The 25344-nt window shown below is 46.2% G+C and carries 27 protein-coding genes; 13 read left to right on the top strand and 14 right to left on the bottom strand.

Going from position 1 to position 25344, the window contains the following annotated elements; all coding sequences use genetic code 11:
- Positions 1–37: 37 nt before the first annotated feature.
- The gene (locus JQX58_RS12205) at positions 38–289 is read left to right on the top strand and encodes a hypothetical protein (protein WP_204147143.1); all 252 of its coding nucleotides are present in this window, start codon (positions 38–40) and stop codon (positions 287–289) included.
- A 12-nt stretch (positions 290–301) separates the two neighbouring features.
- On the opposite strand, the gene JQX58_RS12200 is transcribed toward JQX58_RS12205, so the two are convergent.
- Positions 302–1087 (bottom strand): DUF1206 domain-containing protein, encoded by a 786-nt coding sequence (locus JQX58_RS12200; RefSeq protein ID WP_204147142.1) that lies wholly within the window; start codon positions 1085–1087, stop codon positions 302–304.
- A 265-nt stretch (positions 1088–1352) separates the two neighbouring features.
- Between JQX58_RS12200 and JQX58_RS12195 the strand changes: the two genes are divergently transcribed.
- Positions 1353–1820 carry a CreA family protein gene (locus JQX58_RS12195; RefSeq protein ID WP_204147141.1) on the top strand — a complete coding sequence of 156 codons (468 nt, stop codon included), beginning with the start codon at positions 1353–1355 and terminating at the stop codon, positions 1818–1820.
- Positions 1821–1887: 67 nt separating this feature from the next.
- Here JQX58_RS12195 and JQX58_RS12190 read toward each other — a convergent pair whose 3' ends face one another.
- Complete coding sequence (locus JQX58_RS12190; protein ID WP_204147140.1) at positions 1888–3102, bottom strand: metallochaperone AztD; 1215 nt, start codon at positions 3100–3102, stop codon at positions 1888–1890.
- 172 nt (positions 3103–3274) lie between these two features.
- On the opposite strand from JQX58_RS12190, the gene codA reads away from it, so the two are divergent.
- Positions 3275–4519 (top strand): cytosine deaminase, encoded by a 1245-nt coding sequence (gene codA / locus JQX58_RS12185; RefSeq protein WP_204147139.1) that lies wholly within the window; start codon positions 3275–3277, stop codon positions 4517–4519.
- Between the two features lie 107 nt (positions 4520–4626).
- Here codA and JQX58_RS12180 read toward each other — a convergent pair whose 3' ends face one another.
- The 3 genes from JQX58_RS12180 to JQX58_RS12170 all read right to left on the bottom strand — a co-directional run bounded on the left by JQX58_RS12180 (position 4627) and on the right by JQX58_RS12170 (position 8901).
- The gene (locus JQX58_RS12180; protein ID WP_204147138.1) at positions 4627–4818 is read right to left on the bottom strand and encodes a DUF3185 family protein; all 192 of its coding nucleotides are present in this window, start codon (positions 4816–4818) and stop codon (positions 4627–4629) included.
- A 592-nt stretch (positions 4819–5410) separates the two neighbouring features.
- Entirely contained in the window at positions 5411–7246 is a 1836-nt protein-coding gene (locus JQX58_RS12175; protein ID WP_204147137.1) for an ATP-dependent nuclease, read from the bottom strand.
- Positions 7243–8901, bottom strand: coding sequence for an ATP-binding protein (locus tag JQX58_RS12170; protein WP_204147136.1), 1659 nt, complete (start codon positions 8899–8901; stop codon positions 7243–7245). The genes JQX58_RS12175 and JQX58_RS12170 overlap by 4 nt, the downstream gene beginning before the upstream one ends.
- A 411-nt stretch (positions 8902–9312) precedes the next feature.
- Here JQX58_RS12170 and JQX58_RS12165 point away from each other — a divergent pair, with 411 nt between their 5' ends.
- Entirely contained in the window at positions 9313–10074 is a 762-nt protein-coding gene (locus JQX58_RS12165) for an endo alpha-1,4 polygalactosaminidase (RefSeq protein WP_239090333.1), read from the top strand.
- 40 nt (positions 10075–10114) lie between these two features.
- On the opposite strand, the gene JQX58_RS12160 is transcribed toward JQX58_RS12165, so the two are convergent.
- Positions 10115–10528 carry a helix-turn-helix domain-containing protein gene (locus JQX58_RS12160; RefSeq protein ID WP_204147135.1) on the bottom strand — a complete coding sequence of 138 codons (414 nt, stop codon included), beginning with the start codon at positions 10526–10528 and terminating at the stop codon, positions 10115–10117.
- A gap of 180 nt (positions 10529–10708) precedes the next feature.
- Between JQX58_RS12160 and JQX58_RS12155 the strand changes: the two genes are divergently transcribed.
- Positions 10709–11854, top strand: coding sequence for an EAL domain-containing protein (locus tag JQX58_RS12155; protein WP_204147134.1), 1146 nt, complete (start codon positions 10709–10711; stop codon positions 11852–11854).
- A 2-nt stretch (positions 11855–11856) separates the two neighbouring features.
- On the opposite strand, the gene JQX58_RS12150 is transcribed toward JQX58_RS12155, so the two are convergent.
- The 5 genes from JQX58_RS12150 to JQX58_RS12130 all read right to left on the bottom strand — a co-directional run bounded on the left by JQX58_RS12150 (position 11857) and on the right by JQX58_RS12130 (position 15702).
- Positions 11857–12444 (bottom strand): protein-methionine-sulfoxide reductase heme-binding subunit MsrQ, encoded by a 588-nt coding sequence (locus JQX58_RS12150; RefSeq protein WP_239090332.1) that lies wholly within the window; start codon positions 12442–12444, stop codon positions 11857–11859.
- A 4-nt stretch (positions 12445–12448) separates the two neighbouring features.
- Positions 12449–13438, bottom strand: a complete 990-nt coding sequence (gene msrP / locus JQX58_RS12145; RefSeq protein WP_204147133.1) for a protein-methionine-sulfoxide reductase catalytic subunit MsrP — start codon at positions 13436–13438, stop codon at positions 12449–12451.
- Positions 13439–13506: 68 nt separating this feature from the next.
- The gene (locus tag JQX58_RS12140; RefSeq protein WP_204147132.1) at positions 13507–14367 is read right to left on the bottom strand and encodes a delta-class carbonic anhydrase; all 861 of its coding nucleotides are present in this window, start codon (positions 14365–14367) and stop codon (positions 13507–13509) included.
- 158 nt (positions 14368–14525) lie between these two features.
- Complete coding sequence (locus JQX58_RS12135) at positions 14526–14864, bottom strand: tRNA-binding protein (RefSeq protein ID WP_204147131.1); 339 nt, start codon at positions 14862–14864, stop codon at positions 14526–14528.
- A gap of 124 nt (positions 14865–14988) precedes the next feature.
- Positions 14989–15702, bottom strand: coding sequence for a helix-turn-helix domain-containing protein (locus JQX58_RS12130; protein WP_204147130.1), 714 nt, complete (start codon positions 15700–15702; stop codon positions 14989–14991).
- 378 nt (positions 15703–16080) lie between these two features.
- Here JQX58_RS12130 and JQX58_RS12125 point away from each other — a divergent pair, with 378 nt between their 5' ends.
- Genes JQX58_RS12125 through JQX58_RS12115 form a run of 3 tightly spaced genes read left to right on the top strand, consistent with a single transcriptional unit; the run spans position 16081 to position 18534 of the window.
- A complete protein-coding gene (locus JQX58_RS12125; protein ID WP_204147129.1) occupies positions 16081–16413 on the top strand; it encodes a hypothetical protein in 333 nt (110 codons plus the stop codon).
- 1 nt (position 16414) lies between these two features.
- The gene (locus JQX58_RS12120) at positions 16415–18097 is read left to right on the top strand and encodes a zinc finger-like domain-containing protein (protein ID WP_204147128.1); all 1683 of its coding nucleotides are present in this window, start codon (positions 16415–16417) and stop codon (positions 18095–18097) included.
- Complete coding sequence (locus tag JQX58_RS12115; protein WP_204147127.1) at positions 18094–18534, top strand: hypothetical protein; 441 nt, start codon at positions 18094–18096, stop codon at positions 18532–18534. The genes JQX58_RS12120 and JQX58_RS12115 overlap by 4 nt, the downstream gene beginning before the upstream one ends.
- Before the next feature lie 59 nt (positions 18535–18593).
- On the opposite strand, the gene JQX58_RS12110 is transcribed toward JQX58_RS12115, so the two are convergent.
- Positions 18594–19172 (bottom strand): 3'-5' exonuclease, encoded by a 579-nt coding sequence (locus tag JQX58_RS12110; protein ID WP_204147126.1) that lies wholly within the window; start codon positions 19170–19172, stop codon positions 18594–18596.
- Between the two features lie 137 nt (positions 19173–19309).
- On the opposite strand from JQX58_RS12110, the gene JQX58_RS12105 reads away from it, so the two are divergent.
- From JQX58_RS12105 to JQX58_RS12095, 3 genes are all read left to right on the top strand, one after another.
- Complete coding sequence (locus JQX58_RS12105) at positions 19310–20161, top strand: PA4780 family RIO1-like protein kinase (RefSeq protein ID WP_204147125.1); 852 nt, start codon at positions 19310–19312, stop codon at positions 20159–20161.
- A gap of 129 nt (positions 20162–20290) precedes the next feature.
- Positions 20291–20563: a PepSY domain-containing protein gene (locus tag JQX58_RS12100; protein ID WP_204147124.1), complete on the top strand. Its 273-nt coding sequence runs from the start codon at positions 20291–20293 to the stop codon at positions 20561–20563.
- A 20-nt stretch (positions 20564–20583) separates the two neighbouring features.
- Positions 20584–21102, top strand: a complete 519-nt coding sequence (locus JQX58_RS12095) for a cytochrome b/b6 domain-containing protein (protein ID WP_204147123.1) — start codon at positions 20584–20586, stop codon at positions 21100–21102.
- 96 nt (positions 21103–21198) lie between these two features.
- Here the strand turns inward: JQX58_RS12095 and JQX58_RS12090 are convergent, their stop codons facing one another.
- A complete protein-coding gene (locus JQX58_RS12090; protein WP_204147122.1) occupies positions 21199–21903 on the bottom strand; it encodes an aspartate/glutamate racemase family protein in 705 nt (234 codons plus the stop codon).
- A gap of 264 nt (positions 21904–22167) precedes the next feature.
- On the opposite strand from JQX58_RS12090, the gene JQX58_RS12085 reads away from it, so the two are divergent.
- Positions 22168–22485, top strand: coding sequence for a c-type cytochrome (locus JQX58_RS12085; protein ID WP_204147121.1), 318 nt, complete (start codon positions 22168–22170; stop codon positions 22483–22485).
- 27 nt (positions 22486–22512) lie between these two features.
- On the opposite strand, the gene JQX58_RS12080 is transcribed toward JQX58_RS12085, so the two are convergent.
- Positions 22513–24291, bottom strand: a complete 1779-nt coding sequence (locus JQX58_RS12080; RefSeq protein WP_204147120.1) for an SLC13 family permease — start codon at positions 24289–24291, stop codon at positions 22513–22515.
- Positions 24292–24536: 245 nt separating this feature from the next.
- Here JQX58_RS12080 and JQX58_RS12075 point away from each other — a divergent pair, with 245 nt between their 5' ends.
- Positions 24537–25286, top strand: coding sequence for a uracil-DNA glycosylase family protein (locus JQX58_RS12075; RefSeq protein ID WP_338040737.1), 750 nt, complete (start codon positions 24537–24539; stop codon positions 25284–25286).
- Positions 25287–25344: the final 58 nt, after the last annotated feature.

Here is a 25344-nt window from a genome sequence, read left to right as displayed (position 1 = left end):
GCCGCTAATAAGATTTTGGCGACAATGAGCGAGACACATGGCGAAACCCAACAAAAAAGGCCCCACAAAAACCATCGACATCTTCTGCCAAGGTTGTGGGGCCCAGCTTTATAAATACCGCAAAGGGGGCAAAGGCGCCCTGGTAAAATGCTTCAAAGAGCGCATCGTCGAGGACTTCACCACTACCCCATGTCAGTGTCCAAACTGTGACAAAGAGTTTGCCCGCGAAACCATGGTGCGTGGCACACCTGCGTATAAGTTTATCGGTGGTAAGGTCTGGTCTAAATAGGCCTTAGGCGCACTATTTCTCGACCCGTCGATACAAGGTTTCAAGGCAGCTGTAAGCGCCAAAGGCAAACAACCCTACCGCAGTGACCAGCACCAATTCGTTGCCGTAGGGCGCTTGGCTCAGCCATTCAAACGCCTGTTTGATGCCTTGCTCGCGACTGGTGCCCGCTTCAAACGCCGAGCGCAAAATAATCCAACCGACGATGCCCCACACAACTCCGCGCGCCATTAAACCAAACTGACAGATCGGCACCATCCATAAGCGCTTAGTCGATGGAAACTCCATATAGTCTTTAAAGCCGCCCTGAAAGCCTTTGATCAAATGCGCCACACCAATGCCGATCACAATCAGGCCAATCCCCCCAAACACCACCACCTGAAACTCACTCGCCACATAATCACTCAGCACCGACGAAGCCGAGCGGCTCGACGAGTCCTCTTGCGTCAACCATAAAAGCTTAAGGATCCAATAACACAGCGCACCATGGGACACGGCGCTGATCAGCAAGCCTGCGCGGATCGCCAAGCCTTTGATAGAGTAACCATGCTCGTCCGAATCATTAATGGCCTGAATCAAACGCCACACCACATAACCCACCAGACCTGCTGCCAACAAAATCAATAAACCTTCACCATAGGGCTGGCTGCGCAAACTTAAAATCGCGCCACGGCTGCCTGGGCGCTCATCGCCAAATCCCATGATCGACAAAAATGCCAGCGCGCCGATGGTGAGATAAATGATGCCGCGCGCAGCGTACCCCATACGCGCGAGAATTTTATAAGCAGTAAAGTGGACCAAAAGTTGCGCTCCTAACAGCGTGTCCCAAGTAATACATCAAACAATAGACATTGACTGACCAATCTAGCGAATTAGAGCAAGCCTGCAAAGCGGGAGCCATGGAAATACCATGAAAGCAAAACTCAAATGCCCAGCACTGGGTGTGTTGAGCGCTCGACAAAGCATTGCTTTCCGTGCAAAAAAGGCGTTATCTTGCGGCTATACGCAAGGAGCAAGTGCGCCAACGCATCACGCTCTGAGTACTGACTAAAGAAGGATAAAAACGATGAAAAAACTACTGCTCGCCGCCTGCGCTACGCTTGCCTTGGCTGGTTGCTCCGATGATGAAGTAGGCGATGTCTCGCTAGGTATCTTTACCTTAAAAGACATTAAAATCCAAAAACTCACCGATGACAAAATCCCAGGTGTCACCTGTCATATTGCCTCAGTGGAAGCCAATTTAAGCTTCTCCGACCCAAGTGACAGCTCCATTGCCTGTCGCCAAACCGGCGAAATCACCCCAGCGATGATTGCGGGTATTGATAAAAGCAGCTCCGGCGAAGTGGTGTTTCGTAAGTCCAAGAGTATCTTCTTTAAAACCATGAAGGTGCGCCGTATTTACGACGCCGACAACCAGACACTGATGTACTTGTCTTACACCACTAAAGAAACGGAAGGCAGCTTCAAACACAGCCTATCAACAGTGCCGCTATGGAACACTCAAGCCTATGTTGAGCCCGTGCCGCAGCGTTAATGCTTGAGGTAATGCGAGGAATTAAAACACGGTGCCTTGGGCACCGTGTTTGGTTGTGCAGGAGGGATTAATGGGATACGCCACTGCCACCGACAACCGTCATGTTGTACGGCATACCACCGACTTCGATCGTGCCTACTTCGGTCAAGTCAGCGCTATTAATACGACGAATCACGCCCGCCTTAGGATCAGTTAACAGAATTTCATCGCCCGCCATCGCTAGACGCGGACGTGGATCGTTCCAGTGGCCTTCTAGGCTGTAAGGCTGAGTCACTTTAGCGCTTTGCACAATGTCAGCATCCATCATATCGATTTTATGCAGCTTACCGTCTTCTGTCAGTACGTAGCCGTTTTGGATTTTCACAGGGTCCAACGCGAAATCAACACGACGGAACGGTAGCTCGATCAATTGCAGATGCGGCGCATCAGCAGGATCGATCACAACCATGCCTTTTTTGCCGTAGCTGCCTAAGAAAGCTTGGTAAGACTGAGCACCGATAAACTGACCTGTCATCTCACCTTCTGGGAAGCTATCTGGGTACGACAACATCTTGTATTCAGGGCCATTATTGCTCTCTTTAACCGTCAGCACGCCTTCTTTACAACCGAGCGCCAGGTAACTGCCCGAAAAAGATTCGCCATGTAGATTCGTACATTTTACCATCTCACTGTTTGGCTCACCCTCTGCGTTCAGCGTGCGCACGCCAATACGATGGGCTTTGCCCGTTTCGTCTGGGGCATCGGCAACGCTGACAAACCAATCATCACCCCAAGGAATCACGAAACCATGGTGAGCTTGATTTTGCTCAACTTGGCGCATTTCAAACTCGCCTTCGCTCAACTCATGGCTATCCAGTAATACCGAGTAACCGCCTTGGTCCATATTGATGGAAACCATTCCCGCATGCTCCAACAAGTGGAATGGCTGCGCGCCCTCTAAAGGTGGCTCGATCGCTTTTGGTTCTGACACCTCGATGTCTGAGTGACCACCATGATCATGGAAGCTGATACCGGTCTGAATAAAGTTCACTTGATCGTCAAACGATTGCACCGCCGCCACGGCCGTATTGTTCGCCACTGGATAGAGTTTGACTTGGCCTTTGGTGTCAAACGTCCAACGTTTATCTGGGGCATTTAAATCAAATGCCGTCACTTGCGCGGCTTGATGGTCGCCGACAAATACGCGGTACAAAGTGACATCTTGTTCATCATGATGATCTGCTAAAACAGGCGTCGACAGTCCTAACGCAAGCAAACTTGCGCCGCCAATACGTTTGATCATTGCGATCTCTCCATTGATTGTAAAAAGAAAAAACGCATCATACGCAAAAATGTTACGTTATAACATAATCTAATGGTGATTTTAGATATGCCCTTGTAACAGCCTATCGACTAGCGCCGCCACGCCCTTCTTCGTACACTGAGAGAAGAATACTATGCAGGAGCTGGATTTCATGAAGATCATCAATGCACGTTTACGCCATTCAGATGCTTTGTACACGCTTGAATGTGAGCAAGGTGTGTTTACCCGTATTCAACAGCAAGTAGGCCCAGAGCAAAGCAAGTGTGACCTTGATGCCCAGCAAAAGCTTCTCTGCGCGCCCTTTGTCGAGCCACATATTCACCTAGACGCGGTATTAACCGCTGGTGAACCGCGCTGGAACAAAAGCGGCACCCTATTTGAAGGCATCGAATGCTGGGCCGAGCGCAAACAAATGCTAACTCATGAAGACGTGCAACAGCGCGTGCGCAAAGCAGCTGAACTCCTAATCAGCCATGGCGTGCAGCACATTCGTACCCATGTAGACGTCACCGACCCAGAGCTCACCGCGCTTAAAGCCATCGTGCCGTTAAAAGAAACCTTAGCGCCCTACTTAGACTTACAGATCGTTGCCTTCCCGCAAGAAGGCATCCTGTCTTATCCGAATGGCAAAGCGCTGATGGAGCAAGCTTTGGACATCGGCGCGGATGTTATCGGCGGCATTCCTCATTTTGAATTCACCCGCGAATACGGCGTTGAATCCATGCGCTGGGTGATCGAGCTGGCGCAACAGCACAATAAGCTAGTGGATGTACACTGCGATGAGATCGACGACGAGCAATCGCGCTTTTTAGAAGTGCTTGCCACCGCTGCTTTAGAGAGCGGCCTAGGCGATCGCGTCACCGCCAGTCATACCGTGGCCATGCACTCCTACAACAACGCCTACTGCTCCAAACTGTTTCGCTTGCTGAAAATGTCTGGTATTAACTTTGTCTCCTGCCCGACCGAAAACATTCACCTGCAAGGCCGCTTTGACACCTTCCCCAAACGCCGCGGCATTACCCGCGTCAAAGAGCTGCGTAACGCTGGTATCAACGTCGCCCTCGCCCAAGACTCGATCCAAGACCCTTGGTACAGCCTTGGCAATGGCAAACTCCTGCGCCAAGTGGACTTCGCCCTGCACGCTTGTCATATGATGGGCTACGACGACTTTAGCCAAGCCCTCGACTTCATCACCGACAACGGCGCCAAAGTCATGCACATCCAGGATCAATACGGTATCGAAGTCGGCAAGCCCGCCAACTTTATCGTGCTCAACGGCCGTGATGATGTGGAAGTGATACGCGAACAAGCCGACGTGCTCTACTCGGTTCGCCGTGGGGAAGTACTTGTCGAGCGACAGCCTGCGATGGTTAAGATGGGCGTCAATCTGGCGTAGCGCTCTTAGCCTCAGCGCCTCATATCAGATTATGTACACATACAAAAAAGGGGCTGCTATTAAGCAACCCCTTTTACTGTATCAAGTCAGTGACTCGCTATGCCTGACTATTTCAAGCGCAGTAAACCTACCGCCGCCAAGATAGCACCGCCGACCATACCGATCCACGCTTCCATTGGTGTATCGCCAGTCAGTGCACGATCAATTTCAGAACCTGCCGCGTCATAAACGTTGTAGCCCCAAAGCGCCAAGGCCGCGCCAACAACGATAAGTACAATCCCGATAATCTTATTATTCATAGTAAACCTCAGCTTCAATTAGTCCATTAGTCAGCAGGAACCACACATATAAAACTGCTCCCCTGCCCTTAGGATTCAAGCTATGCCATTTTCTAATTAATACCAAGACTCGTGATTATAACTACCCTTTTTTAGACCTTTTTTTGCTCGATGCCTCTGCATTGCCATGCAATACGCACAGAAAGAAGAAGCATCTTAGCTGTCTTTGCTCCTCGACGAATACATTCGGGGCAAGCATTAGCAAACTCTAATTAAGTGTTTTGCAACAGTGGAAGGGAAAATGGCCTCAAGACCAAAGAAAGCGTTGATGTTGTTAACATATAATTCGCATAAAAGCAGACTAGTGTTGAAGCCCTAAATCAATACCTAAATTATGAACTGCGCAGCGCAAGTCGTGCCTAAAACCGTAAGCAATAGATATAGTTTTAATATGAATATTTAACGGCTAAGTCGCCTTCCTTTTTAGAAAACCTTATTTCCTTAATTTTAATTTATAAACCAATATTTTTTATTAAAATCTTGTCATTCTTTTATAAAAATCATTATTAATAATTCAAAACCACACCCATATCAAACAACCTATTCTAAAGAACTATCGCCGAATAAAATCAACTAAATCTTTGAGCTTATCTTCCAAATCAAGTATCGAACAATGTGTTTTATCTAGCCTATCAACCAATGCCTTAGCAATAACTACTTTTTTACCTGCGTAATGCAAAGCAATATTATTAAGTGACAAATCATCTAGCTGACTACCATCTTCGAATTGATAAAATTTGGAGATAGCTTTATCGAAAGAATCAAACTCCCCAAATAAAAATTCCGAAGCTTGAGTTGTTTTTAACGACAGTTTTTTATAGTTATCTTTCTGACCAATTGATTCACGCTTAAATCCTTTGCTAGTTAAAATATCAAAGAGTAAATTTTTGCAAATATAATTCTCAATTTCACGCCCTTCCGTGATCCACACCTTTACATAATCTTCTACTGTTGAATCTAAACCAGCATTATTATCATTAGCTGTTCGAAGCTTGTCTAACATAGAACTTAAATATGCTTTAAAACCCTCATCATCTCGCTCAATTTGCGAGGAACAATCAGAATCAGCTATCAAGCATGCCTTCCTACTAGTACTTAAAATATTAATTAGATTATCGCCAATATCATCTAAAACTGTGAAAGAGGCTAGGTTTGTACCTCCAAAGTATAAGAATGAATAGTCCTTTCCTTCTTTCAGTTCTCCGTCAGAATAAATATCGATCCATTTTTTCAAGTAAATTCTATCACTTGGCCCTTCAACCCATAAGACAGTATTAGATTGAAGTATTTGAGAAGCCTTCACGCCCAATGAATCTAACGTTTCATAATACTTTATTACATTGTCATTAGGAGTAATTGAGCTTGACCCATCGGGCAATTTTAAAGTTCTGTATACAGCCCATTTTTCATTAAGACAATCAATAAGGGATGGAGAATGAGTGGTAATAAAGAACCTATGATTAATTAGCTCTTTTTCAAAAATACTTATAAGTTTAACTACTGCTTCTGGGTGTAAATTAGCTTCTGGCTCTTCGAGAAATACGTTTAAATTGACTTCCTTGTTAATCCATAGATGTGATAACAGCATTATTATCTGAGAGACGCCAGTACCTAACTGATCTAAAGAAAAAGATAATCCTGACTCAAATTCAAGATTTAAATCCTTATCTACAACGTCAACGTTAGCAACTTGCTCAGATAGAATGTCAGTTAACCATATCTTGATTTGTTTTTTATATCCAGCCCAATTTGATGGGTTTGCTCTGTCTAATCTCAGCTTATCAAGTTCTTTAATAATTTCCGCACCATCAAAGTAATAGCTGTGCTCATTCTTTGAATTACGCGAGTGATGTCGGATAGGGTCAACAAAAACCAATGAATTTAAGAACCCCCGCCAATAAAAATAGTTATCATTAAACCCTGCTACATAGTCAGTCGGATCTATCCAGCTGCCGTTTTCAAAATCTGAACAGATTAAATTACTTTCATTAAAGAGAGGCTTATCGTTAACTTTCATATTCAAAAAAGATGTATTAGAATTAACATCATGATAACAGTCCAATCTAACCTCGTTCTCATTTACTTTATAAGAAACTTTTTCATCTCCCGTGATTAAATTATCTTTTGAAAGTGTGATCTCACAGTTAATTCTTTCCTTTCTCCAATTCCATGTTTGGCTTTCATCAAGTTCAGATGCAAATGAAATCGCTGCCCCTACAGCTAGTTTTTCACTAGCTATGCTTTTCAAGTAATTAAAATATTTTGCCAGATTAGATTTACCTGAATTATTTGGCCCAATAATTAGATTGATTGACTTTAAATTTTTTATAGAAACGCCATTTAAGTCATATGAGCGCCAACCACTAAGTTTTATAGAGTCAATCTTCATTTAGATTTTTCCTGCTTGTGCCAAGAATCCACTAAGGCTCTCAATGAATAGTTTTCCGGCTTACCTAATTTCCAAGAATTATGATATCTGACGTCATTACTTCTAGGCATTGGGTTAGGCACCCTAAATTGAACTTTTCTCGGTAAATTAATTGAGTCTCCAGAAACAAATGCCTCACCGTCTCGAAGGCTAGGTAAGAAGTCAACCTGACCCGCCAATGTATCTGGCAGCAACCTTTTAATCTTGTTTTGATCTAAATCATTGGTAAGTCGGAGCGCGATATATGTACCACATTGCGATAAAACTGTTGTAGAAACATTTGACGGACGTTGAGTTACAACTGTCAAGCCTATACCGTACTTACGACCTTCTTTAGCAATTCTTTCAACCCGCTCTTTAGCAATATTGAACTTCGAGTCGCTATCTTCTGGAATATAAGTGTGAGCTTCTTCTAGTATTAAGTTTAGAGGAATATTTTCAGGATCTAGATCCCAATATTTAAAATCGAAACATAACCGTGATATAACACCAACACAAACAGCTCTCACTTCTGCTGGCAAGCCACTTAAATCCAATATATTTAAATATTTATCAGATTCAGACAACCCTAAAATTAACTCAAAATATTCAACTATTGAAGTTTCATCTTCAATATTTCGGTGAAGAAATGAGTATCGTGAGTCCTGACGTATTGCTTGAATTTTAAGAGCAATACTTTCATATGGCTTCTTGTTAGCAGCACTACCTTGAGATTCCTTTTCAGACTCTATTTCATCTAAAAGTTTATCAATACTAAAAAAAATAGGCGTATCTGCTGAAACAACTATATCATCAATTTTTTGCTTTTTAGCTTCTATCTCTTTTTGCTTCGTTATAAGCCTCTTTATTATTGCTTTTTGATTAGATCCAGGCTCAAGATTATAAACACCAAAAAACTCTTCCAAATCTAAAAACCAGTATGGAAGTCTAAAACCACTCCATGGAATTGAATTTGTCTTAATTTTAAAATCTTCACTTGGGGCTTCATCATTATAACCAAATGCTGAAGGATATTCATTGTGAATATCAAAAAACAATATTCTAGGGCACTGATAACTCGATAGTATAGATTGTACAATCGAAGCAACAGTACAACTTTTCCCGCTTCCAGTCGTTCCTAATATAGCAGTATGCCGGCCCATCAACTTATCTAAGTTTAAATAAGTTTGATCATCCTCCCTTACATCAGTAACACAAAAATGTTCTTTATCTTCTTCTAGATCTATACCTATTAATTGGTTTACTTGATCACTAGTAAGAAAGTATGTTTCACAATTTATTGTAGGAAGTCGCTTAGCACCTCGATTAAACTTACCATTGATAGCACAACCTAATATAGAAAGTGTTACCACTTTTCTCTCTTCTCTAACTATTTCGAACCCACTTCCATCTTTAGCTCTTTTTGTTTTTTCTATTTCTGTTATCTGAACCTTGCTTATTGTACAAATTGTATTTCCATGTGCTCCACCACAGTTAACATAAGCGCCAACTTCAGCACAATACTTTATATCTTTAAACTCACGCTCTAAAAAATCTGCGTGAAGTGAAATTGCGGTCCCATCAACCTCTTTAATCTTACCAAACTTTAAAGAATCTTCTCTTAATGTTATTGTCAACTTACCACTTCCTTTTGCTAGATTATTGATCGAATCTTGAAAACCATAATGTGAAAATTCATTTAACAGCCCAATAGTACCTCTGCGAATTTAACTAATAAACTACGCATGCCGCACCTTGTTTGCTGACTATCCTGACAATACCTCATTTCAGTGCCTTGCCCAATGCAGAAGTGCACTCACTTAGACCAAAAGCTAGGTGTTGTTGATCTAGGACCATCGGCTGCTACATCGATACTTCCTCTAGACTGCGGGGCTTATCGCGGAAAGGATTCCGCTCGTACAAGGGATCTCGCTAGGCTACGGGTCTTATCGCGAAAGGATTTCGCTCGTACAAGAGATCGCTTTAATAAGATTGCAAGGTCGGCACTATTCTGCGAATGTCTTTTCTTTATCAAACAGACAGTCTCTATGATTCGATCTCTTCTTTTAAGTATGACTTTGGTGGCGACGGGTGCCGGTGCGGCGCCGACTTGGTATCAGCCAAGTGTCGGTACGACTTGGCAGTGGCAGCTGCAGGGTGAGCTGAACACAGGCTACGATGTCGAGGTGTATGATGTAGATTTGTTTGATACTTCAACTCAGCAGATCCAATCGCTGCAGCAGCAAGGCCGTAAGGTGATTTGTTACTTTTCAGCGGGGTCTTTGGAAGATTGGCGCACAGACATTAAAGCGATCCCAACCAGTGCGATTGGCAAGCCATTAGATGGTTGGGCGGGTGAGCGTTGGTTAGACATTCGCGATAAGCAAGTGTGGCGCACCATGCAAAATCGTCTAAAGCTAGCGGCGCAAAAAGGCTGTAATGGCGTAGAGCCAGATAATGTAGATGGCTATCAAAATACCACTGGCTTTGCTCTAAGTGCTGACGATCAAATCACCTACAATCGCTTCTTGGCACAAAGTGCGCATATTTTAAAGCTTAGCATTGGCCTAAAAAACAGTCTGGGGCTTGTGCCTGAGCTGGTCGATGAGTTTGACTTTGCCGTGAATGAGCAGTGCTTAGAGTACCAAGAGTGTGACGCGCTGAAGCCTTTTATTGAGCAAGGCAAAGCCGTATTCCATGCCGAATACCAACTCCGCAGCAACCTGTGCCAAGCAGCTCGCTCCATGGGCTTTAGCACTTTGCGACTACCCATAGAGCTAGATGACAGCTTACGCCAAACCTGCCCTTAACTGTGTCAAAAGCAGATCAAAACTCTGTCCTAAGTGTGACTTAGGAGTACTGACCATCCGAACCAAGCTCGGCGATGGTTTGCCAGCGGTGTAAGGCTTTTAGTTGCTCAAACAATAAGCTTTTGTGCTTAGGCGTTAGTTCTTGGAACAACTGCATAAATGTATGCATATCCGCGTGTAGATCATCTTGATCAGCATCGCCCCAAGCTTTGCGCTGCTCGTTTTCAAGGAAATCTGGAATGCTAGCATGAGGCAATTCACAGGCGGCATAAAGCACGGCAGGAGACGTATCCAGGGCTTTGGAGATTTTCTGTAATACCGCTTGCGAAGGTTGTCGAAGTCCTTTCTCGATACGAGATACATTGCTGGTGGCAATCTCGGCGTCCAGTGCGATTTGTTCTTGCGTGAGTTTGCGCTGTTTACGCAAAACTTTGATAACGTAACCAATATTCATAGCTGGATTATCCGTACTTTCTCGTCCGCTCGACAAAACCACCAAGGCAAATTAGTTGACATTTTTTGCCCCTTTGGCAATATTGGAAATATTGATTATCCACGGTGTTTATTTAGTGCGTGGAATTTGACCTCAGATGAGGTTTTGAGCGTAGCGTCAAACACTTAGATGGATATATTGATGTTAAGTAATAGTGAAAATTCTGATCCTCAATGGCGTAAGTTACAAGAAACAGATGGATGCTTTCTTGTATTAGACCGTAACGATCAGGTGGTGTTTTGTAATGAAACCTTGCAAGCAGTATATTCCGATTCTCTAAAACGTTACTTCCCGCCTTTTGATTGTTTTTGGCTCGAATCCGAAAAGCGCACGCTGTTACTAAGTGAATTTAAAACGCTGGTTGGTAAGACCATTGATCTGCTGGTAAACACTCATCAAGGTAAATGTCTCTCGCTAAGATTGAAGGCCGAAGAAGTGGCCATCGCTGAGCAAAACTATCTGCTCATCCGTGAGATCAAAGACGACTCAAGCCCTGATTGCGCGCTTGAAAACAGCTCAAAATCACTATTGGAAGAACTGATCGTTGATCTTGAAAACGACAAGTTATCCTTGTGTTACCAACCACAGCTAGACACGAAAACACAGCAATTGTACGGCATCGAGACCTTAGCAAGGTGGCAACGCAGCAACGGTGAATTCATCAGCCCCGATGTCTTTGTCGCGCTCGCCGAGCAATACAACTTTATTGCTATGCTCGATCTATGGGTATTTGATAAAGCGTGTCAGCAGTTTGCCGAATGGCGCGAGAAAGGCCTCAACATTCCGATGCTAGCGGTCAACTTTTCCCCGACGAGTTTTAACTATCCCGCTTTGTGCAGTGATATATTAGCGATTACTCAACGACACCAAATCCCGCCCAATACATTAACCATAGAAATCACCGAAGGCCAAAAAATACAAAACTCGGAGCCCACATTTGATGTGCTCCTCACCTTACAAGAGGCAGGGTTTAATATTTCCTTAGATGATTTTGGCATGGGCTTTTCTAATTTTAATCGTCTCGCCAAATTCCCGATTTCACAGCTTAAACTAGACCGTTCATTTGTTTTCCAGCTTCCTGATACGCTCTACCAAGAAATTAGTATCTCGATATTATTACTAGGTAAAAGCTTGGATTTAGTCGTGATTGCGGAAGGCGTCGAAACCAAAGAGCAGCTTGAGTTATTAGAATCTTACGGCTACCAAGTGTTTCAGGGGTATTTATTTGCCAAACCGCTTACCTCAGAACAACTTGAAAAATGGCTCACGGATTTCACTACTGACTAATCCTATCTTTTCGCCTTACGTTTGCGCCACAGTCGGTAGCCCAATAGCAACGCGAAAACAGCAGAAAAGATCAGCGCCAATGAGGTATCGCTTTTGACCTGCCACCAAAGGTGTAACACGATCGCAATTGCTGCCAAATACACCAGTCGGTGCAGGCGTTTCCAGTTGCGCCCTAATCGCTTCATCATGTTTTTGGTACTGGTTAGGGCCAAGGCCAATAAAATCACCAAGGCCAGCACACCGGCGTAGATATAGGGCTTTTCAACCAAGTCGGTGCGAATCCAGCGCCAGCTTAGTCCAGCAAATAACACTAGATAAATCACTAAGTGCAGCAGAGCATAGAAAAACGCCGACAGCCCGACAAAGCGCCGATAACGCGTCAAAACTTTGAAGCGTTTGAACTGCATAAGTGGGGTCACGGATAGCGCCGCGGCCATAAACACACAAGCCCAAATGCCGCTCAAGCGCATCAATAATTTGCCTGGGTCCGGAAAGTACTGCCCCATCAGCAAACTACCCAGCATCCACGCAAACGGTAGCAAAAAGACGATTAAGACGAGGGGTTTTTCTTTACGATCCCAAAATGCCATAGCGTTAAAACTGTCTCTTAAGGTCCATGCCGTTATACAGACTGGCAACTTCTTCTTGGTAGCCGTTAAACATCTGCGTTTCGATCACATTGGGCAAAAACACGCCACTGGGTAAACGGCGCTCTTCTTTTTGTGACCAGCGCGGATGATCGACCTCTGGGTTCACATTGGCATAAAAACCATATTCGTTAGGGGCTAGGTCCATCCAAGTGGACGTCGGTTGCTTCTCAACAAAGCGAATTTTGACGATCGATTTGATGCTTTTAAAGCCGTACTTCCAAGGCACCACTAAACGCACGGGAGCGCCATTTTGATTCGGTAAGATGCTGCCATACATGCCCACACTTAGTAGCGCCAAAGGGTTCATCGCTTCGTCCATACGCAGGCCTTCACGGTACGGCCAATCAATTGAGCTGCGGCGCTGTCCCGGCATTTGCGCGGGATCGTGTAGGGTTTCAAAGTAAACGTATTTGGCTTTAGAGGTCGGTTTGAATTTCTTCAATACGTCAGCCAGCGGAATGCCCACCCAAGGGATCACCATCGACCACGCCTCGACACAGCGTAAGCGATAAATGCGTTCTTCTAATAAGGCTTCTTTGATGATGTCGTCTAGATCAAACACGCCAGTGACATCGGCTTCGCCTTCGACAGCGATGCTCCAAGGGCGTGTTTCTAAGCTACCGGAGCGCTTAGCAGGGTCATCTTTGCCATAGCCAAATTCATAGAAGTTATTGTAAGTCGTAGCCACATCATAGGGCGCAGGTTTTTCGCCTTGGCCGTAAGCGGTTTCGCGGATGTTGTTAAAGGCCGCCTGCCAAGGTGCCGGCGGCGCTAAGGGATTGCCCGATTGCAACGCGGCAAAGGCATTGCCAAAGCCAAGCCCTAGGGCTGCGCCGCCAGTCACTTTCATAAACTGACGACGATTAAGGTACACCGCTTGATCGGTGACTTCATGTTCTGAACAGTCTGAGCGCTTCTTATGTTTGATCAGCATGGGCTTCTCCTCTGTATAGAGAATGGACCCTTTAAACTAGCACTGGTTCCCGAACTTACCTAGCAACATTACTGGATCGGAGACAGCAGATCTGGATTGGTGATCAAGTTACGTACGCCGTGAGCATGATCTTCTTCAAACACATTGCTTTGGCACCACTTGCCAAGGGAAGCGATATTGACCTTTTTCACTTGCGGACGCACGCTCCACGTCACCTGATAAGGTGAGCCTTTTTCATTAAAGCTTGGGCCAGTAGTTGAGCCGGCGTATTGCACCGGCGTGCCGGTATCCGCTGGGATTTGTGTCGCCTGAGTACGATGATTACGGATCTCAAAACGCGTCAGCTCAGTGAAGTCGGCCGCCTCTGGATCATTCACCGCTACCATCACCTGACCTTCCACGCGCAATTGCGGGTTTAAGATAGGGTTTTTGACACACGCACCCAAGGTCACACCTGGCTGCACTTGCGCTGTCGAGTACACATAATGCACCTCGATGGTATCGCCAGATTGCACCGCACTATGACCGTTATCACACACGGCTGCCGCCAGCGGCTGACGCTCTGCTGCGCTCAACTGCCCCGAATATTTATAGCCAGTGTTGTAGCCGTGACCATCACCGTTGCCGGCATAAGTGGTGAACTCACCACCTTTGTGCTCGGCATTTTTATGCAGATGAATGTTACACAGATTCATCTCTGTAGCGGCCGGCGCTTGGCTAAACACCACAGTGTTTTGCCCTGCTTTGCTGTCGATATCACGTGGCGATTGTGGGCCCATCCCTGTGCCTTGGGTACTGATCGCAAGCGCCGCACGCTGCTTAGCAATGACTTCATCGGCGACAACCGACTGGCCAGCGGCCATCGCTGAAGAGCCAAGCAGTAACGTTGCGATCCATGCACCGGCTTTGAAGGGAGTGTCGTGTTTCATGCAAACCTCATTACAATGTTATTACAACTAAATTTCACTGAGACGATGCCAGAGCCTCAGGAAATGTCAATGTAAACCATTGTTATGTAGGTTTATTTTTATTGAAAACCAGATATGTATAAAGTTTTTATAAATTAGACCTAGCGCATAAAAAGCGCTTAAGCCAACTTAGCGCCATTGGGCAAAGCCATATCTACGGTCGAGAGCACCACCGAACCATCAGGTCGATGCAGTCCCGTTACCAAGCACTCAGACATAATCGGGCCGATCTGCTTCGGCGGGAAATTCACCACCGCCAGCACTTGCTTACCGAGTAAGTCTTCCTTGCTGTACAAGTCAGTGATTTGCGCACTGGACTTTTTAATACCAAGTTCAGGCCCGAAATCCACCTGTAGTTTATAGGCCGGCCTACGCGCCTCAGGGAAGTCGTCTACCGCGACGATAGTGCCTACGCGAATATCGACCTTTTGAAAATCACTCCACTCGATATGTTCCATAACTACTCTCTTATCAATTCACTTAAACGACGCTTTAAAGCGCATAACCGGAGCAATGATAATGGCGAAACAAAGGGCTGTGTTGGCTAAAAAGACGCAATACTTGTTTGAAGAGACGATTTGATCAAGCCTGAGAAAAGGCTCTAGGGGACATGCCAAAGTGCTTGGAAAAACGTCGACTAAATGCCGACAAATCACTGTAACCGACACGCTCAGCGATCAGCTGCACCGGCAAATCCGTGTGCGTGAGCAAGGCTTTGGCTTGCGCCATACGCTCAAGCGTCAGGTATTGGTGTACGGAAAGATTGAGATTGTCTTTAAACAGCTTCTTAAATTGCGTCGGGCTTAAATGCGCCACCTCGGCCAAGTACGCAACGGTCAAAGGTTGATCCAATCGCTCGGCAATGTGAGCTTGCACAGCGCGAATACGCGGATCTAGCGAGCGCGATAATTCTTGCTCGTCCAGCAACAAAGTAAACAGCTGTTCCTGCGCTCGTTCGATCTCTTCATTTACTTGGCTGGCCAGCTGCTTCTCGACAAACTGCACAAAGCTAAGCAGCGGCGCTGTCACCGAAAACACGCAAATCGACGTGTCTTGCAATGCGGCCGGTAACACAGGCATATCCGCGACCACAAAGCGCGACGCCTCATCGGCCTGAAAGCCATGCTCCACGCCCTTACGAATCACGATACAGCTGCCCACTGAAACCTTTCCTTTCAACCCCGCCATCGCCATATCAATACTGCCTTGGATCGGAAACACCAATTGGCTGTAATCCTGATGCACATGGCTGCTCATGCGTTTGGTATAGGTACGGATACTTAAGCTAGCTTTCATAACAATACATTCTTATTAGGAAGGCCACTATGACACTTCAGTGAGCACCACGACAGACACTTCCGTTCGCCTCAAATGTAAGATTTTAGATTCAAATACAACAATATACTGACATTTGTGCTTCGCTGACTTCATGATTGTTGCTAATATACAGAACTACTCAACGGACTTGACGCAGACATTCACGGAGGACATATCTAGAGCCTATGCTCGACCTACCTAAACGCAGCTTTCTTATTGTCACTAACGCCTGAATTTTTTCGGCCTTAGCACCCACTACCTTATCGATTGACCCGCAACATCTGGGTCCAACAGGTAATTGGGGAACTTACCCGCGCCAGATTACATAACCACTGAAGGATTGGTGTAAAAGTAAAAATGAAAATTAAGTTTAAACACGCTGTCTTTATTTGGATCGCGTTAGCGTTTTCAGTTGTCGCCAAAGATATCGTCACTGAAAACCCTCGCCTTCTAGCAAGCGCTGCTACCGATGCGCCCGTGCAAAATGAATTTCCTTTCGTCGTTGACGTTTCGCCCGCACACGCCAATGTCATGATCATGAACATAGGCCCCAAATATACAAAAGGCATGATTCTTCCTAAAGGGAGATACGACGTCAAAGTGAGCCTCAAAGGCTACTACACCCAAAGGGGTTGGATTGATCACACGGATAATTCCATCTACCGCATCACGCTAGAGAGACGTAATTAACATGGACAGCACTACCTTTTTACAGCCCTTTAATGCCTTGCGTGATAAATGGCTACCGAATTTAGGTGTCTCGTTGGAAGCGATCGATTCGCCGATTACCGAGACCAATCCCTACAGCATTTCCGCCGAGTTTAAAATCGATGCTTCGATCATCAGCAATCTCCGAGGCGGCGATCATGGCTGCAACTGCTCAAGTAAAGCCGACGTAGAACATCAAGCCAAAGAGCTTGCTGACAGTGGCTGCTCGGGCAAGTCAGAAGTGTTGAACAATTTGCTGCAACACACACTCGCGACCAACTCCTTACTGACGCTGTATAACAATGGCTCGCTTTCTTTAAAAGAATACGAATTTTCCTGCCTTATCACCTGTGATACCTGTTATGGCAGTGGTAGGGTCAGCTGTTATAGATGTCACGGGAAGGGTACGCAGGAGGAAGCCTACCAAGCTCACGTACGCGACGAGGTTATCACTCAAAACGGTAATGTCGTCTCACGCTCGCCCGTCTACGAAACACGCTATCGCACCGTCACCTGTGGTGCTTGTGGCGGGTCGGGCACACGTCAATGTGGCACGTGTTATGGGGATGGCGTAAACACCTACCAACAATACGTGCGCTTCGGCTCAGCACCTGAAAACCGTACAGCCCATTGGAGTTCTTATGAGAAACTGCCTTGGGTAGATACCTTTATCAAAAATCGCCAACAAGAACGATTAAAAATCCACGACGCGGCCGATTGGGACTACTCTGCGCAATTGCTTCAAGAGCATGAACGCCCAGGATGCTACCGCGTCGAACTGCCCGGCACCCTGAGCGCCGCCCAATGTAAAGTGCAAGCTAAGAGTGGCTTCTCAGAGCCGACCGAGGGCGACTTCCTCTCGATCGGTAATATGCCATACGATACCGACTACGTGTTTGATCCCCATGTACGCTGGACAGACGCTAAGCGCGACAAAATTCCTCTCACTGGCGAAGCATTAAGCCCACTTCTCAATAACAAGCTGGTCGATGACTGTGTCGAGGACATGCAGAGCGAGGACGTGCCTAGAGGCGAAATGCCGTATCTGAATATAGTGCGCAAAGAAACCGTCACCTCGCTACAAGGTCTATTGAATGAGCTAGTGGCGCTCAATAAAGGCCAGCGAGAAAAGATCTCTGTGCTAAAAATACTGCTATACAGTGTGCTCTCTGGCGTCCTTTTGGCAGGGATCATTTTTGGCTATAAATCCTTAGATATCGCCAGCCACTATTTGAATTTTGGCATTTACCCAATGATCGCTAACAGCATCGAGATACTGTACACCATTGGCTATCGTTCACTGGCGCAATTTAACGGTTATCTAGACATACAAATGTGGCTGTTCTTCTTGATAGCATTCTTACCCACCATGCTCTTAATGAAAGTATTTGGCTCCAATAAAGTCCTGACCGTTAAGCGCATACTGAAGTGGTATGTCTTCGGCACGCTATTTATTAGCGCCTTTTTAATGCAGTTCACAGACGTAAACAAAGAGTACTTGAATGTAACCGCTCACAATGTGCTGTTTGATTTCATCGTTTTATCACTGCTAGGCGGCATTTTATGGAGCCGCAAAGGCTCATTTGGTCGCCAAAAACACTATGCCAAAGAATATAACTCGCGCCGCTTGATGGAACTACTGGGCTACTCGGAGCAAGACAAATGAACAGAGAAAGATTTAATCAAACATTATGGCACGCCATCATCTGTGCCATTTGTTTTGCTGTGATCGTGTTTGTGTATGACGATTTGCCACGTGTCGATATTTTCGGGGAGATTTTAAGATTTTCCATGGTACTGACACTGATATTTCTGAATATCATCATGCTCGTGGGCTTTACCTCGCTTCAATACGATAAAACCAAAGCGTTTTACGCCCTTGTCGTACCCATCTACCCACTATACCTTGCTTGTCAGGATTATATGTGGCGCTGGGAATGGCTGGAGTACGCGCTGATGCTGATCCCGTATGCGATTTGTGCCTATGCCTTATGGTTTGCACTCAACTACCGCGTCGTCGCACGCTCGGTCGAAAGCGTAGCGCTCATACTGGCTTTATTTAGCCTGCCGTTTTTATACAGCCCGATCATGTACTTTTTTTAGCGCATAAAAAAGGCCAGATGAAACCGCGCTTTCATCTGGCCTTATTCTTTCTGCGCCCATCATTCTTGTAACTTGTGATGTATGCAAATCGCGCCATGGGCATCGTTGGCAGCATACAAAATTTGGCTTTGGGTTAATGGATACGCGCCCCAATTGGACTTTTGCGCACCTTTGCCTAATCTCGCTTTTAGCACCATCGCCACGCCAGCACGAGCGCCAATGTCGTTCTTCTCTCCCGCTAAGCGCTTTAAGGTTTTCGCCAGATCTTCGGTGTTGACGATGCTGATACCCAGCTTGCCGCGTAACTCTCGGTTATCATCTTTCAGGCCAAAGCCCACCTTTTGAATCTGCGGGTTGGCCAAGATTTCTCCAGCCGCAGCCAATGCTGGCGCAAAGCGCGTCGGAAATAAAAAGCCTTGCGTCAGCGTCGCCAGCTGGATCAATGTCGGTCCAGGACTCACCTCGCCCTTCTGGAAAATCGGCTTACTCTCGGTGTCATAGCCCACGTGCGTTTGCTGGCGCAAGACCGCCAGCGCCTCGTCTGCCTCTTCCTCTGTCTCAATGACCGCTATATCGGCCAACGCTAACCCTTTATAAGTGGGTAATTGATTGATCTGCTCTTTACTTGGGCGCTGCATCGCGTTGCTCGTCTTATCGCTTGATTAAGCTCTTGTTTACGCGAATTGTGCTGGGTTGTCGACTGTTTACGCTTGTATCGCTACGCTAAGCATCCGATACTCTGCTCTTTAGCTTTTCCCACCACCAAAGGAATGTCATGAAGACCCCAAAGAGACTACAACCCCTTATCGAAGACGGCCTAATCGATGAAGTGATCAGCCAATTGATGAGCGGAAAAGAAGCGACCGTTTTTATGGTGCGCTGTGGGTCAGAAATATGCTGCGCCAAAGTCTACAAAGACGCCGGCAAACGCAGCTTCAAACAAGCAGTGCAATATCGTGAAGGCCGCAAAGTTCGTAACAGCCGCCAAAGCCGTGCGATGGCCAAAGGCTCAAAGTACGGCCGCGAAGAACAAGAATCTCTATGGCACAACGCTGAAGTCGACGCACTCTACAAACTTGCGCAAGCAGGCGTGCGTGTCCCTAAGCCACAAGGCTGCTTCGATGGCGTGCTACTGATGGAAATGATCACCGACGCTGATGGCGATGTGGCTCCGCGCCTTAATGATGTCAAACTCACCCAGGCAGAAGCTCTCACTCATCACACACAAATCATCCGCGATGTGGTGCGTATGCTCTGCGCAGGCCTAGTACACGGGGATTTATCCGAATTTAATGTCTTAGTCGACCAAGATGGCCCTGTGATCATCGACTTACCACAAGCCGTCGATGCTGTGGCTAACAACCACGCCGAATGGATGCTCGAGCGCGATATTAACAACATGCGCGATTACTACGGTCAATACGCTCCAGAGCTTCTAACAACACAATACGCCAAAGAAATTTGGGAGATTTACGAATCAGGCAAACTTACCCCTGATACCGAGTTGACCGGCCATTTTGATGAGCCGACCGAGTCAGCGGACGTAGACAGCGTATTAGTAGAGATCCAAGCAGCGTTTAATGAAGAGCAAGAGAGATTAGAACGCATGCGCGGGGATGAGGAGTGAGCGCTTTCAAGCCGCAATAAACATCGCCACCTCTTTTTTCTTTAAAAGCTTAGCTGAGTTAAGCCTTCGTTAAGCTTTCCAAACTATTCTCACCTTGTTGTTAACCCATTACCAATAAGGTGAAACTCTATGAAAAAGCTTACCCTTCCTGCTCTTATCGCTATCACATTTGCAGGCTCAGCCTTGGCTGGGCCAACCTGTACGGAAGCCGATCGCTCCACTTGGATGTCACAAGATGCTCTAAAACAACAGCTTGTCGATCAGGGGTACCAGATTAAAAAGTTCAAAGTCACCGACAAAAACTGCTACGAAATTTACGGTTATGACCAAGCGGATCGTCGCGTAGAAATTTACTTCAACCCAGTTAATGGCGAAGCGGTAAAAACCGAGATTGACGACTAACTCTAAGCGGAGAGCGAGACATGGCAGTTGAAGAGCGTATCTGGGACCCGATCATCAGAGGGTTTCATTGGACCGTGGCGGTGGCCTTTCTATTAAACTACTTCGCCCTTGAAGAAGGGGGAGAGCCTCATGAAATAGTTGGCTACTACATCTTATGTGCTTTGCTGGTACGTTTTATTTGGGGTGTAGTGGGCAGTAAAAATGGGCGTTTTAGCCACTTTTTCCCTACCCTTGCTGGCGTAAAAGCGCATTTGAACGCGCTGCGTGCCAAGCAGATCCCCGAAGAAAATGGCCACAACCCAGTAGGAGCGCTGATGATTTTTGCCCTTCTATTCGGATTACTCGCGACGGGGCTCAGCGGCTGGGGCATGGAAACGATTTTTTGGGGGGAAGACTGGATAGAAGAGCTACACGAATTTTTCGCCTCCTTCACCTTGGGGTTAACATTGGTGCATGTCTTCGCGGTTGTCTTGTTTACTATCGCTGGCCCGCGCAACTTAATTCGCCAAATGCTCACCGGTCGAGTATCAAAGAATTAGTGTAGCTAAAATACGTGAGGCAAGCTGTTGTCTTGCCTCACTTTTTTATCAGAACTATGGAGGAAAATATCAGCCTTGTAGCTAAATATGCGAGGCTTATATCGCCATTCCTGAAATCGCTAATTGCACAGCTTGCGCCGCATGAATGTCAGTTGTGTCATATAAAGGGACGTCTGTATGTGCTTGCTGGATAAGTAGTGCTATTTCAGTACAACCTAAGATGACTGCTTCAGCGCCCTGCTCATGCAAACTTTCAACAATACTTAAATACTTTTCTCTTGAGTCAAAGTTAATAACCCCTCTGCACAACTCTTCGTAAATAATATTATGAACGGTCGTACGATCACTCTCTTCTGGCACAACCACCTCAATGCCAAACTTTTCGACCAACCGATTTTTATAGAAATCCTGCTCCATGGTAAAACGAGTACCCAGCAGCCCAACCTTTTTAACGCCATCAATCACCAGTTTATTGGCTGTTGCGTCGGCAATATGCAGAATTGGAATGGATAAGTGACGTTCAATTTCGGGCGCTACTTTATGCATTGTGTTGGTACAAATCACTAGGAAATCGGCACCACCCGCTTCAACCGATTTTGCGGCCTCAGCTAGGATTAATGCAGTTTCATCCCACTTTCCCTGATGTTGTAACTTTTCAATTTCATTAAAGTTCACGCTGTATAGGCAGATCTTCGCAGAGTTAAGGCCACCAAGTTCAGCTTTTACGCCTTCATTAATCGCTTTGTAATAGCTTGCGGTGGACTCCCAACTCATACCACCCAACATCCCAATTGTTTTCATCCTGAACTCCTGATCTTAAAAGTCAATATAACCTAGAGCGGTCTTAACAAGACACGCACTTACCCATAACCCCCAGCCTCAGAACAGTAAAACGAGACAGCCTGCTGGTCAGGGTTCTAATGTCTGCCAGTAGACAAGGCAAACTTACATCTACCGCTGATAAGCTATAATTTACCAACGGCAACATAAAACATCATCTTCTACTACATCTTACCAACACAATCCCAACGATAATGCTGAGATTCTTTGTATGGAGTAAGCGCCATGAAATTATGGATCATTATATTTGTACTTGTTTCTTTGGCCGGTTGCTCAGATTACAACGATGAAACAACCACCATGCAGGGTGGCAAAGAGCTTTATGAAAGCTATTGCGCAGACTGTCATCGCTCAAGGGGCACAGGCCAGTTTTTAATCGGTGTGCCTCGTATCAAGGATACCGAGTTAAGTCTCAGTGAAATTTCCGATGTCATTCGACGCAAGCATAAAGACGATAAGAACATGCCAACCTTTACTCAATTGACTGTACCGCAAAGCTATTCTATTGCTTCTTATATTAAAAACACCCTTAGATATAAATAAGCCAGCTCGCACAGAACTGGCTGATCTTTAGCTTTGAACGAGCGGCCACCCCACCATCAACACACCTAATGTCACGGCACCAATAAACACATTCATAGGTAAACCTACCTTCAAAAAATCTTTAAAGTGATAACCACCTGGCCCATAGACCATTAGATTGGTTTGATACCCAAGAGGGGTCGCAAAACTCGCCGAGGCCGCCATCATGATGGCAAACACGAAAGGTTCATTATTGAGCCCAGCTTTCTCGGTCATATCCAATACAATCGGTAGCATCAACAACGCCGCAGCGTTGTTAGTGATGCTTTCTGTCAGCAACGAAACTGCAACATAGGTAAGAATCAGCATTAACCAAGGGCTGCCGCCACTCAAACCAATAATGTTATTAGCGAGAAAGTCTGCCACCCCCGTTTTGCTTAAAGCCGTGCCCAGTGCAAATGACGCAGCGATGGTAATAATCACTGTCAGATCAAGACTTTTCTCAGCCTGACTAACGGAGCAGCAGCCGGTAAGAATCATTAGGCCAGCACCGATAAGAGCCGCATTTAACATGCTGATAATGCCCAAACCCGCAGCCATCACCAGCGTCACCAGAATGCCCCAAGCCAAGTAAGCCCGCTCGTGTCTGGGTGCCTCCGTCTCCATATCGTTAATCAAGAGAAAGTCTTTGTTGTAGCGCTGTCGGCTAACAAACGCAGGCCTTGCCTCTAGCAACAGCGCATCGCCAGCCTCAAGAGTAATCGTTCCAAGGTTACCTTTGACTCGTTCGCCGTTTCTGGCCACTGCGAGTACGACAGCCCCATAGCGATCTCGGAATTTAGCATCACGAATCTTCTGACCTATGGCGGCACAATGAGGCGAAACCACAGCTTCAACCAAACGGCGCTCGGCGCGGTCCGTATTTAAAACGGTTCGTCCTCCATTTTCCGGAGACGGGCTAATGCCGTTTATCCTCAACAAATCGGAGATGGCTTGCGTTTCGCCCGCAAAGACCAAGCGATCTCCGCCATGTAGGACTTGCTCGGAAGGTACCGCTGTCAATATTGTGCCCTGGCGCTCAATCTCCGCGAGATAAACGCGCTCCAGATGACGAAGACCGGCCTCTGTGACGGTTTGTCCAACCAAAGGGCCATTCGGATCTATGGCCACTTCAAGTGTAAACTCGCGCAAATTGCCAAACGCTTTCTTGTCACTATGGTCAGGGAGCCACTTGGGAAGAAATATCCAGATAAAAGCAATCCCCGCTAATGCCACTGGCACACCGACCGCCGTAATCGAAAACAGAGAAAAGCCCGTCTCGCCGGTCAGGCTTTGATACTGACCATTCACAATCAGATTAGTGCTAGTGCCAATCAGCGTGATCGTTCCGCCTAAGATCGCAGTATAGCTTAGAGGAATCATCAGCTTAGAGGGCGGAATCTTGATTTTGCGCGACCAAGCATGAACAGCGGGAATCATCGTGGCCACAACAGGCGTGTTATTTAAAAAACCACTTAACAGAATGACGGGAGCAAATATTCGACCTAATGCCGCCCTGATCGATGTGGGTTGCCCCAGCACCTTGCGTACCAAAAGATCAATTCCACCTGATCCATGTATGCCAGCAGCGACGATAAACATCGCCGCCACAGTAACCAAACCGGAATTGGCAAAACCCGCTAAAGCTTCATTGGCAGAAAGAATACCCAAGGCGCTGAGAATGGTCAGCACCCCCATCATTACTAGGTGCGGAGCAATCCGAGTAACCGTCAAAACACCCAGCGCCCCAACCGTCAGGGCTAATGAAAACCAACCTTGCCACTCCATGAAAACGTCCCTTTGATGCTTGATAAAGAGGCATTATGGGCTGGCCTTTTAATTCCATAAAATAATATCTTTCTCTGTTTTTATTCCATTTAGATATATAGGAAGGCTACTGTGGGCGCTAATGCCTAAAAGTAAACAGGACAAACTTACATCCACCACTGATGAGTTATCATGCACCGACAGCAACTTAAAACATCACCTTCCACTACATCTTACCAACACAATAAATATGGATAAGATCCTTTGTGCGTCTTCGTGGATTACTCAAGATAGAGCCAACTGAACGGGAATCCTACACCTTTGATAATCAGCAAAGGTACAATAACCTCGTTGTAAATCGTTTTGATAAGCACTTTTGCGGGGAAGTCATGGGCAAGGAACCTTTTTTACAGTTACACAACGCCATACTTAATTGCCAGATGTGTGCGGCTGCACTGCCCTTACCGCCAACCCCCATCCTTCAGGTACATCCTAGCGCTCGCTTATTAATTGCAGGGCAAGCACCGGGGCGTAAAGCTCATCATGCTGGCCGCCCATTTGACGATCCTAGCGGCGACCGACTGCGGGACTGGTTGGGACTGAACAAAAGTGACTTTTACGACGCCAAACAAGTGGCCATTGTTCCGATGGGGTTTTGCTTCCCTGGAAATACATTTTTCAAAAGCGGCGCTAAAGCGGGACAAATCTCTGGGGACCTTCCGCCGAGGCCAGAATGCGCCGCCACTTGGCACGCGCGATTGCTTGATCAATTAACCCAAATTGAATTAACGATTGTCTTGGGAAGCCATGCTCAAGCTTACTATTTAAACCACTCAGGCACAGTAACGGAACAAGTGAAAAGATGGAGCTATTGGCTAGAGCAAGGCAAAATCGCGCTGCCTCACCCTAGCCCAAGGAATAACCGCTGGCTTAAACAAAACCCGTGGTTTGAACTCGAAGTCTTGCCAATCTTGCAGGAAAAGATATCGAGAATACTAAACTCTGATCAGGCATGAAATGATGATGTCAGCCTAGAGCCGTCGTCGAAAGCCACCCAGATACGGTAGTCAGATA

It is taken from the genome of Marinomonas ostreistagni, assembly GCF_016888445.1.
GTDB classification, from domain to species: Bacteria; Pseudomonadota; Gammaproteobacteria; order Pseudomonadales; family Marinomonadaceae; genus Marinomonas; species Marinomonas ostreistagni.
The sequence above is the reverse complement of the archived record's forward strand: the minus strand, read 5'-3'. Positions and strand labels throughout refer to the sequence as shown.

Excerpts from the sequence above, each read along its gene's own strand:
- JQX58_RS12105 (WP_204147125.1), top strand. The coding sequence starts at position 19,310 with ATGAAGACCCCAAAGAGACTACAACCCCTTATCGAAGACGGCCTAATC.
- JQX58_RS12110 (WP_204147126.1), bottom strand. The coding sequence starts at position 19,172 with ATGCAGCGCCCAAGTAAAGAGCAGATCAATCAATTACCCACTTATAAA.
- msrP (WP_204147133.1), bottom strand. The coding sequence starts at position 13,438 with ATGCTGATCAAACATAAGAAGCGCTCAGACTGTTCAGAACATGAAGTC.
- JQX58_RS12150 (WP_239090332.1), bottom strand. The coding sequence starts at position 12,444 with ATGGCATTTTGGGATCGTAAAGAAAAACCCCTCGTCTTAATCGTCTTT.
- JQX58_RS12205 (WP_204147143.1), top strand. The coding sequence starts at position 38 with ATGGCGAAACCCAACAAAAAAGGCCCCACAAAAACCATCGACATCTTC.
- JQX58_RS12190 (WP_204147140.1), bottom strand. The coding sequence starts at position 3,102 with ATGATCAAACGTATTGGCGGCGCAAGTTTGCTTGCGTTAGGACTGTCG.
- JQX58_RS12115 (WP_204147127.1), top strand. The coding sequence starts at position 18,094 with ATGAACAGAGAAAGATTTAATCAAACATTATGGCACGCCATCATCTGT.
- JQX58_RS12140 (WP_204147132.1), bottom strand. The coding sequence starts at position 14,367 with ATGAAACACGACACTCCCTTCAAAGCCGGTGCATGGATCGCAACGTTA.
- JQX58_RS12155 (WP_204147134.1), top strand. The coding sequence starts at position 10,709 with ATGTTAAGTAATAGTGAAAATTCTGATCCTCAATGGCGTAAGTTACAA.
- JQX58_RS12180 (WP_204147138.1), bottom strand. The coding sequence starts at position 4,818 with ATGAATAATAAGATTATCGGGATTGTACTTATCGTTGTTGGCGCGGCC.
- JQX58_RS12085 (WP_204147121.1), top strand. The coding sequence starts at position 22,168 with ATGAAATTATGGATCATTATATTTGTACTTGTTTCTTTGGCCGGTTGC.
- JQX58_RS12165 (WP_239090333.1), top strand. The coding sequence starts at position 9,313 with ATGATTCGATCTCTTCTTTTAAGTATGACTTTGGTGGCGACGGGTGCC.
- JQX58_RS12080 (WP_204147120.1), bottom strand. The coding sequence starts at position 24,291 with ATGGAGTGGCAAGGTTGGTTTTCATTAGCCCTGACGGTTGGGGCGCTG.
- JQX58_RS12095 (WP_204147123.1), top strand. The coding sequence starts at position 20,584 with ATGGCAGTTGAAGAGCGTATCTGGGACCCGATCATCAGAGGGTTTCAT.
- JQX58_RS12090 (WP_204147122.1), bottom strand. The coding sequence starts at position 21,903 with ATGAAAACAATTGGGATGTTGGGTGGTATGAGTTGGGAGTCCACCGCA.
- JQX58_RS12135 (WP_204147131.1), bottom strand. The coding sequence starts at position 14,864 with ATGGAACATATCGAGTGGAGTGATTTTCAAAAGGTCGATATTCGCGTA.
- JQX58_RS12195 (WP_204147141.1), top strand. The coding sequence starts at position 1,353 with ATGAAAAAACTACTGCTCGCCGCCTGCGCTACGCTTGCCTTGGCTGGT.
- JQX58_RS12160 (WP_204147135.1), bottom strand. The coding sequence starts at position 10,528 with ATGAATATTGGTTACGTTATCAAAGTTTTGCGTAAACAGCGCAAACTC.
- JQX58_RS12175 (WP_204147137.1), bottom strand. The coding sequence starts at position 7,246 with ATGAAGATTGACTCTATAAAACTTAGTGGTTGGCGCTCATATGACTTA.
- JQX58_RS12125 (WP_204147129.1), top strand. The coding sequence starts at position 16,081 with ATGAAAATTAAGTTTAAACACGCTGTCTTTATTTGGATCGCGTTAGCG.
- codA (WP_204147139.1), top strand. The coding sequence starts at position 3,275 with ATGAAGATCATCAATGCACGTTTACGCCATTCAGATGCTTTGTACACG.
- JQX58_RS12120 (WP_204147128.1), top strand. The coding sequence starts at position 16,415 with ATGGACAGCACTACCTTTTTACAGCCCTTTAATGCCTTGCGTGATAAA.
- JQX58_RS12100 (WP_204147124.1), top strand. The coding sequence starts at position 20,291 with ATGAAAAAGCTTACCCTTCCTGCTCTTATCGCTATCACATTTGCAGGC.
- JQX58_RS12130 (WP_204147130.1), bottom strand. The coding sequence starts at position 15,702 with ATGAAAGCTAGCTTAAGTATCCGTACCTATACCAAACGCATGAGCAGC.